This window comes from Salinivibrio sp. MA427, from assembly GCF_001996115.1.
In the GTDB taxonomy this organism is placed as follows: Bacteria; Pseudomonadota; Gammaproteobacteria; order Enterobacterales; family Vibrionaceae; genus Salinivibrio; species Salinivibrio costicola.
On sequence record NZ_MUFH01000140.1, the window covers coordinates 1 to 6,441 of the forward strand.

Genomic DNA, 6,441 nt, shown 5'->3' on the forward strand with positions numbered 1-6,441 from the left:
GTTCTACTTCCGTACAACTGACGTGACCGGTACTATCGAACTGCCAGAAGGCGTTGAGATGGTTATGCCTGGTGACAACATCAAGATGGTTGTTGAGCTGATCGCACCTATCGCGATGGACGAAGGTCTACGCTTCGCTATCCGTGAAGGTGGCCGTACTGTAGGTGCGGGTGTTGTTGCTAACATCATCGCTTAATTTGATAGACATCTAGTCTTATCAATAGAAGGGAGCGCATTGCGCTCCTTTTTTTTTCCTCTTTAATCGCCCGGTACAGATATAAATAAGTCTTTCATCAATAACCAAGCGTTATATAAAAACCCTTTACCTTAAACGCAATGCAAACTATTCTCGTTATAGTTCATTTTTTGAGATGACTGAGATGTTAGTTTGTATTTGTCACAGCGTATCAGATAAAACCATTAAACATTGGGTGCGCCACCAAGGCGTCACCAGTATTCGCGAACTTCGTCAACTGACGCCTCTTGGATCTCAATGTGGTAAATGTGTGCGCCACGCTAAAGAGGTTATATACGACGAGAGTCAGCTGATCACATTGCAAAAAGCGAGCTAATAAGCGGTCAATATTTGACAGCCTCCTTATGGGTTCTACATTTGTAAAGTAGAACCCATAAGGAGGCTATTGCCATGAAAGGCGATCCAAAATCTATAGCGTTTCTCAACACGGTACTTGGCAATGAACTTGTTGCTATTAATCAGTACTTTCTTCATGCGCGCATGCTTAAAGACTGGGGGTTAAAAGTCATCGCGGATAAAGAGTATGAAGAGTCGATCGATGAGATGAAGCATGCCGACAAGCTGATTGAAAGAATATTATTTCTTGAGGGCACCCCGAACCTCCAAGATGCGATTGCTTACACAGAGAGCATCAGAGATTTTGTTTCTCGTGATCTGTTTCAATACATTCTTGACGACGAAGAAGAGCATATCGATTGGTTAGAGACCCAGATTGGCTTAATTGATAAGGTCGGCATCGCCAACTATAACCAAGCTCAGATCATCGAAGATGCCAGCGAAAAAGGTTAGGTTAAAACAGTCATCCCGCCTTGATGATGAAAAACGTGCCAGAGAGGCGCGTTTTTTTGTGGCGTGTTTTTGACCAACGCTTGCAAAGCCATTGCGTATCGGTATAATGCCCGTCACTGCTTAAGTCATTGCGACTTCCGACGCAGTTGTGAACCAATGAGCATCGAGGAATGGAACAGTAAACTGTTCGTTTAATGTATACTCCGCTTATGTTCGCAGTCATAGAATAATGGCTGACAATGTGCCTAATTTTGGCACTACGGTTTCACATAAATTAATCGGCATTCCCTCGCCTTAGTGAGAAGGAATGGCGATATTGTTTGTGTAAATATTTTAGAATTTGKAGCTCTGTCTCATGCAGAACCAACGTATCCGTATCCGCCTGAAGGCGTTCGATCATCGTTTGATCGATCAGTCTACAGCGGAAATCGTTGAAACCGCTAAGCGCACTGGCGCACAGGTTAAGGGACCTATTCCTTTGCCTACTCGTAAAGAGCGCTTCACCGTTCTTATTTCTCCGCACGTAAACAAAGACGCACGTGACCAGTACGAAATTCGTACTCACAAACGTCTGATCGACATCGTTGAGCCAACAGACAAAACTGTTGACGCTTTGATGCGTCTTGACCTTGCTGCGGGCGTTGATGTTCAAATCAGCCTGGGTTAAGGGGGAGTAGATAATGATTGGTCTAGTCGGTCGTAAAGTCGGTATGACTCGTATCTTCAACGAAGATGGCGTTTCTATCCCGGTTACCGTAGTTGAAGTTGAAGCAAACCGTGTTGCTCAGGTACGTAAACCTGAAGTTGACGGGTATGCAGCAATTCAAATCACTACAGGCGAGAAGAAAGCAAGCCGTGTAAACAAGGCACAAGCTGGTCACTTTGCGAAAGCAGGTGTTGAAGCAGGCCGCGGTTTGTGGGAATTCCGTTTGGAAAATGATGAACAGTACGAAGTTGGCGCTGAGCTAAACGTAGAACTGTTTAACGAAATCAAAAAAGTAGACGTTACTGGCACGTCGAAGGGTAAGGGCTTCCAAGGCGGCGTTAAGCGTTGGAACTTCCGTACTCAAGATATGAGCCACGGTAACTCTTTGTCTCACCGTGCTCCTGGTTCTATCGGTCAATGTCAGACTCCAGGTCGCGTATTCAAAGGCAAAAAAATGGCAGGTCATATGGGTGCTGAGCGTGTAACGACTCAAAACCTAGAGATCGTACGTGTTGACGCTGAGCGCAATCTGCTTCTTATTAAAGGTGCAGTCCCAGGTGCGACAGGTGGCAACGTGATCGTTAAACCAGCCGTTAAAGCGTAACGTCGAGGAGATAGTAATGGAATTGGTAGTCAAAGGCGCCGACGCGCTAACTGTTTCCGAAACTACCTTCGGGCGTGAATTCAACGAATCCCTGGTACACCAGGTAGTCGTTGCATACGCAGCTGGTGCCCGTCAAGGTACTCGCGCTCAGAAAACTCGTTCAGACGTATCTGGTGGCGGTGCTAAGCCATGGCGTCAGAAGGGTACTGGTCGCGCCCGTGCAGGTACAATCCGCAGCCCAATTTGGCGCAGCGGTGGTGTCACTTTCGCAGCTCGTCCTCAGGACCATAGCCAGAAAGTAAACAAAAAGATGTACCGCGGTGCTCTTAAGAGCATCCTATCAGAGCTAGTTCGTCAAGAGCGTTTAATCGTGGTTGATAACTTCTCTGTTGAAGCACCAAAAACTAAAGAGCTTGTCGCTAAGCTGAAAGAGCTTGAGCTAAGCGACGTTCTGATCGTCACTGCCGAAGTTGATGAGAACCTGTTCCTTGCGGCACGTAACCTGTATAAGGTTGACGTACGCGATGCAGATACCATCGACCCAGTTAGCTTGATCGCTTTCGACAAAGTCGTGATGACTGCAGATGCAGTTAAACAAGTTGAGGAGATGCTGGCATGATCACTGAAGAGCGTATCCTAAAAGTTCTGCGTGCTCCGCACATCTCTGAAAAAGCGACGATGGCCGCTGAAAACAACAACACTGTTGTGTTTAAAGTAGCTAAAGAAGCAACGAAAAAAGAGATCAAAGCGGCAGTTGAAAAACTGTTCGAAGTTGAAGTGAAGTCTGTTCGTACCCTTCTCGTTAAGGGTAAGACCAAACGTCAAGGTATGCGTGAAGGCCGTCGTAGCGACTGGAAAAAAGCGTATGTTGCCTTGAAAGAAGGTCAGGACATCGACTTCGTTGGCGGCGCTGAGTAAGACGGAGGAGTAAAAGCAAATGGCTATTATGAAATGTAAGCCGACTTCACCGGGTCGTCGTCACCTTGTTAAAGTGGTTAACCATGATCTTTATAAAGGTAAACCATATGCACCACTGCTAGAGAAAAACTCTAAGTCAGGCGGTCGCAATAACAACGGTCGAATCACAGTGCGTCACATCGGTGGTGGTCATAAGCATCATTACCGTGTAATTGACTTCAAACGTACTAAAGACGGTATCCCAGCGAAAGTTGAGCGTCTAGAGTATGATCCAAACCGTAGTGCAAACATCGCGCTTGTACTGTATACGGATGGTGAACGTCGTTACATCATCGCACCGAAAGGCCTAAAAGCCGGTGATCAGATTCAATCTGGTGCAGATGCAGCAATCAAGGTAGGTAACAGCCTGCCAATGCGTAACATCCCAGTGGGTTCTACTATCCACAACATCGAGTTGAAACCTGGTAAAGGTGCTCAGCTTGCTCGTTCTGCGGGTGCTTATGCACAGATCGTTGCTCGTGACGGCGCGTACGTCACACTCCGCCTGCGCAGCGGTGAAATGCGCAAGGTTCTTGCTGAAGGTCGAGCGACCCTTGGTGAAGTGGGTAATTCAGAGCACATGCTACGCGAACTGGGTAAAGCCGGTGCCGCGCGCTGGAAAGGCGCACGTCCAAGCGTACGTGGTGTTGCAATGAACCCGGTTGATCACCCACACGGTGGTGGTGAAGGTCGTACCTCAGGTGGCCGTCATCCAGTAACACCTTGGGGTATGCCAACGAAAGGCTTCAAAACCCGTAAGAACAAACGTACCGACAAGTACATTGTACGTCGTCGTAACAAGTAATTATTATCAGAGGATAAGCCATGCCACGTTCTCTCAAGAAAGGTCCTTTTATTGACCTGCACTTGCTGAAGAAGGTAGAGAAAGCGGTGGAAAGCGGTGACAAGAAGCCTTTAAAGACTTGGTCCCGTCGTTCAATGATCATCCCACAGATGATCGGATTGACCATCGCTGTCCATAATGGTCGTCAGCACGTACCCGTTTTCGTTTCTGAAGAAATGATCGGTCACAAGCTCGGCGAGTTTGCACCAACACGTACTTATCGCGGCCACGCTGCTGATAAGAAAGCTAAGAAGCGTTAAGGGGTAAGAAATGGAAGCTATTGCTAAACATCGCTTTGCTCGTATCTCGCCTCAAAAAGCACGTTTGGTTGCGGATCAGGTGCGCGGTAAAGACGTAGCACAGGCACTGGAACTACTGACTTTCAGCGACAAAAAAGCTGCTGACTTGGTTAAGAAAGTGTTGGAATCTGCTATTGCAAACGCCGAGCATAACGAAGGTGCGGATATCGACGATTTAAGCGTCGCCAAAGTCTTCGTTGATGAAGGCCCAATCATGAAGCGTATTATGCCTCGTGCAAAAGGCCGTGCCGATCGCATCTTGAAGCGTTCTAGCCACATCACTGTTGTTGTAGCAGACCGCTAAGAGACGAGGAGATAAAGCAATGGGTCAAAAAGTACATCCTAATGGTATTCGTCTGGGCATTGTAAAGCCTTGGAATTCCACTTGGTTTGCTAATAACCAAGATTTCGCTGACAACCTAGACGGCGACTTTAAGGTACGTCAGTTCCTAACTAGTGAACTGAAAAAAGCGTCAGTATCTCGCATCGTTATCGAGCGTCCAGCTAAGAGTGTTCGTGTGACTATTCACACTGCGCGCCCTGGTGTGGTGATTGGTAAAAAAGGTGAAGATGTTGAGAAACTGCGCGCTCACGTTGCAAAACTGGCCGGTGTACCAGCGCAAATTAATATCGCTGAAGTACGTAAACCTGAGCTAGATGCGCAACTTGTTGGCGACAGCATCGCRTCACAGCTAGAGCGTCGTGTTATGTTCCGTCGTGCCATGAAGCGCGCGGTACAAAACGCTATGCGCCTAGGTGCCAAAGGTATCAAAGTGGAAGTAAGCGGTCGTCTTGGCGGCGCTGAAATCGCTCGTACCGAGTGGTACCGTGAAGGACGTGTGCCATTGCACACGCTTCGTGCTGACATTGATTACGCAACTTCTTCTGCTCACACCCAGTACGGTGTTATCGGCATTAAAACCTGGATCTTCAAAGGCGAAGTCCTAGGTGGAATGGCTGAAGTAGAGCAAAAGGCTGACAAGCCGAAGAAGCAGCGTAAAGGCCGTAAGTAAGGAGTCTATCGATGCTTCAACCAAAACGTACTAAGTTCCGCAAGACTTTTAAAGGTCGTAACCGCGGTCTGGCGCACGGTACTGACGTAAGCTTCGGTACCTATGGCCTAAAAGCTGTTGGTCGCGGTCGTATCACTGCGCGTCAAATTGAGGCGGCTCGTCGTGCGATGACTCGTCACATTAAACGTCAAGGCCAAATCTGGATTCGTGTCTTCCCCGACAAACCAATTACTGGTAAGCCGTTGGAAGTTCGTATGGGTAAGGGTAAAGGTTCAGTTGATTACTGGGTTGCCCAAATCCAACCAGGCAAAGTCCTGTACGAAATGGATGGTGTTCCTGAATCACTGGCTCGCGAAGCGTTTGAATTAGCTTCACGTAAGCTACCGATCAAAACCACTTTCGTAACTAAGGCGGTGATGTGATGAAAGCACAAGAACTACGTGAAAAGACTGTTGAGCAGCTGAATGAAGAGCTTATGGGTCTGCTACGTGAGCAGTTTAACCTGCGCATGCAAGCGGCTACAGGCCAACTTCAGCAAACTCACACTCTGAAAGCTGTTCGTCGCGATATCGCACGTGTAAAAACCGTACTGACTGAGAAGGCTAACGCATAATGAGCGAGAACATCCGCACTCAGCAAGGTCGCGTCATCAGCGACAAAGGCGATAAAACTATCGTCGTTGCTATCGAGCGTTTTGTGAAACACCCAATCTACGGTAAGTACATCAAGCGCACGAGTAAGCTACATGTACACGATGAATCTAACCAGTGTAACCAAGGTGATACTGTTGAGGTTCGTGAGTGTCGTCCAATTTCTAAGCGTAAGTCTTGGACATTGGTTCGCGTTGTTGAAAAATCACGCATCTAAGCGATTTTTCAGACAATAATAAGTCAAACGGCTCTCATTCGGGGGGCCGTTTATTTTTTATCTACCCATCTGGTCAAAATAGTGTTATTATTCGCCGCCCTTGTAA

At 47.4% G+C, this 6,441-nt stretch carries 14 protein-coding genes; all 14 read left to right on the forward strand.

Annotation, left to right across the window (positions count from 1 at the left end; all coding sequences use genetic code 11):
- On the forward strand, window positions 1–196 hold a 196-nt coding region (locus BZG79_RS09865; RefSeq protein WP_077774296.1), incomplete at its 5' end, for an elongation factor Tu.
- A 184-nt stretch (window positions 197–380) separates the two neighbouring features.
- Window positions 381–572 carry a bacterioferritin-associated ferredoxin gene (bfd, locus tag BZG79_RS09870; RefSeq protein WP_077679669.1) on the forward strand — a complete coding sequence of 64 codons (192 nt, stop codon included), beginning with the start codon at window positions 381–383 and terminating at the stop codon, window positions 570–572.
- A 74-nt stretch (window positions 573–646) separates the two neighbouring features.
- Complete coding sequence (locus BZG79_RS09875) at window positions 647–1,045, forward strand: bacterioferritin (RefSeq protein ID WP_077774297.1); 399 nt, start codon at window positions 647–649, stop codon at window positions 1,043–1,045.
- A 355-nt stretch (window positions 1,046–1,400) separates the two neighbouring features.
- The gene (gene rpsJ, locus BZG79_RS09880; RefSeq protein WP_002541412.1) at window positions 1,401–1,712 is read left to right on the forward strand and encodes a 30S ribosomal protein S10; all 312 of its coding nucleotides are present in this window, start codon (window positions 1,401–1,403) and stop codon (window positions 1,710–1,712) included.
- A 13-nt stretch (window positions 1,713–1,725) separates the two neighbouring features.
- Complete coding sequence (rplC, locus tag BZG79_RS09885; protein WP_021024463.1) at window positions 1,726–2,355, forward strand: 50S ribosomal protein L3; 630 nt, start codon at window positions 1,726–1,728, stop codon at window positions 2,353–2,355.
- Window positions 2,356–2,371: 16 nt separating this feature from the next.
- Window positions 2,372–2,974 carry a 50S ribosomal protein L4 gene (rplD, locus tag BZG79_RS09890; RefSeq protein WP_021024464.1) on the forward strand — a complete coding sequence of 201 codons (603 nt, stop codon included), beginning with the start codon at window positions 2,372–2,374 and terminating at the stop codon, window positions 2,972–2,974.
- A complete protein-coding gene (gene rplW / locus BZG79_RS09895) occupies window positions 2,971–3,273 on the forward strand; it encodes a 50S ribosomal protein L23 (RefSeq protein WP_021024465.1) in 303 nt (100 codons plus the stop codon). The genes rplD and rplW overlap by 4 nt, the downstream gene beginning before the upstream one ends.
- A 19-nt stretch (window positions 3,274–3,292) precedes the next feature.
- Window positions 3,293–4,117 carry a 50S ribosomal protein L2 gene (gene rplB, locus BZG79_RS09900; RefSeq protein WP_021024466.1) on the forward strand — a complete coding sequence of 275 codons (825 nt, stop codon included), beginning with the start codon at window positions 3,293–3,295 and terminating at the stop codon, window positions 4,115–4,117.
- Between the two features lie 20 nt (window positions 4,118–4,137).
- Window positions 4,138–4,416: a 30S ribosomal protein S19 gene (gene rpsS / locus BZG79_RS09905; RefSeq protein ID WP_021024467.1), complete on the forward strand. Its 279-nt coding sequence runs from the start codon at window positions 4,138–4,140 to the stop codon at window positions 4,414–4,416.
- Window positions 4,417–4,426: 10 nt separating this feature from the next.
- Window positions 4,427–4,759 (forward strand): 50S ribosomal protein L22, encoded by a 333-nt coding sequence (gene rplV / locus BZG79_RS09910; RefSeq protein WP_021024468.1) that lies wholly within the window; start codon window positions 4,427–4,429, stop codon window positions 4,757–4,759.
- Window positions 4,760–4,778: 19 nt separating this feature from the next.
- Window positions 4,779–5,468, forward strand: a complete 690-nt coding sequence (rpsC, locus tag BZG79_RS09915; RefSeq protein WP_021024469.1) for a 30S ribosomal protein S3 — start codon at window positions 4,779–4,781, stop codon at window positions 5,466–5,468.
- A gap of 11 nt (window positions 5,469–5,479) precedes the next feature.
- Window positions 5,480–5,890 carry a 50S ribosomal protein L16 gene (gene rplP, locus BZG79_RS09920; RefSeq protein ID WP_021024470.1) on the forward strand — a complete coding sequence of 137 codons (411 nt, stop codon included), beginning with the start codon at window positions 5,480–5,482 and terminating at the stop codon, window positions 5,888–5,890.
- Window positions 5,890–6,081: a 50S ribosomal protein L29 gene (gene rpmC, locus BZG79_RS09925; protein ID WP_021024471.1), complete on the forward strand. Its 192-nt coding sequence runs from the start codon at window positions 5,890–5,892 to the stop codon at window positions 6,079–6,081. Before rplP ends, rpmC begins: the two co-directional genes overlap by 1 nt.
- On the forward strand, window positions 6,081–6,335 hold the full coding sequence (rpsQ, locus tag BZG79_RS09930) for a 30S ribosomal protein S17 (RefSeq protein WP_021024472.1): 255 nt from the start codon (window positions 6,081–6,083) through the stop codon (window positions 6,333–6,335). Before rpmC ends, rpsQ begins: the two co-directional genes overlap by 1 nt.
- Window positions 6,336–6,441: the final 106 nt, after the last annotated feature.

What these genes read in the sequence shown, in the direction of transcription:
- rplC (WP_021024463.1), top strand. Translation starts at nt 1,726, where the DNA reads ATGATTGGTCTAGTCGGTCGTAAAGTCGGTATGACTCGTATCTTCAAC.
- rplV (WP_021024468.1), top strand. Translation starts at nt 4,427, where the DNA reads ATGGAAGCTATTGCTAAACATCGCTTTGCTCGTATCTCGCCTCAAAAA.
- BZG79_RS09875 (WP_077774297.1), top strand. Translation starts at nt 647, where the DNA reads ATGAAAGGCGATCCAAAATCTATAGCGTTTCTCAACACGGTACTTGGC.
- rplD (WP_021024464.1), top strand. Translation starts at nt 2,372, where the DNA reads ATGGAATTGGTAGTCAAAGGCGCCGACGCGCTAACTGTTTCCGAAACT.
- rpsJ (WP_002541412.1), top strand. Translation starts at nt 1,401, where the DNA reads ATGCAGAACCAACGTATCCGTATCCGCCTGAAGGCGTTCGATCATCGT.
- rpsS (WP_021024467.1), top strand. Translation starts at nt 4,138, where the DNA reads ATGCCACGTTCTCTCAAGAAAGGTCCTTTTATTGACCTGCACTTGCTG.
- bfd (WP_077679669.1), top strand. Translation starts at nt 381, where the DNA reads ATGTTAGTTTGTATTTGTCACAGCGTATCAGATAAAACCATTAAACAT.
- rplW (WP_021024465.1), top strand. Translation starts at nt 2,971, where the DNA reads ATGATCACTGAAGAGCGTATCCTAAAAGTTCTGCGTGCTCCGCACATC.
- rpmC (WP_021024471.1), top strand. Translation starts at nt 5,890, where the DNA reads ATGAAAGCACAAGAACTACGTGAAAAGACTGTTGAGCAGCTGAATGAA.
- rplB (WP_021024466.1), top strand. Translation starts at nt 3,293, where the DNA reads ATGGCTATTATGAAATGTAAGCCGACTTCACCGGGTCGTCGTCACCTT.
- rplP (WP_021024470.1), top strand. Translation starts at nt 5,480, where the DNA reads ATGCTTCAACCAAAACGTACTAAGTTCCGCAAGACTTTTAAAGGTCGT.
- rpsQ (WP_021024472.1), top strand. Translation starts at nt 6,081, where the DNA reads ATGAGCGAGAACATCCGCACTCAGCAAGGTCGCGTCATCAGCGACAAA.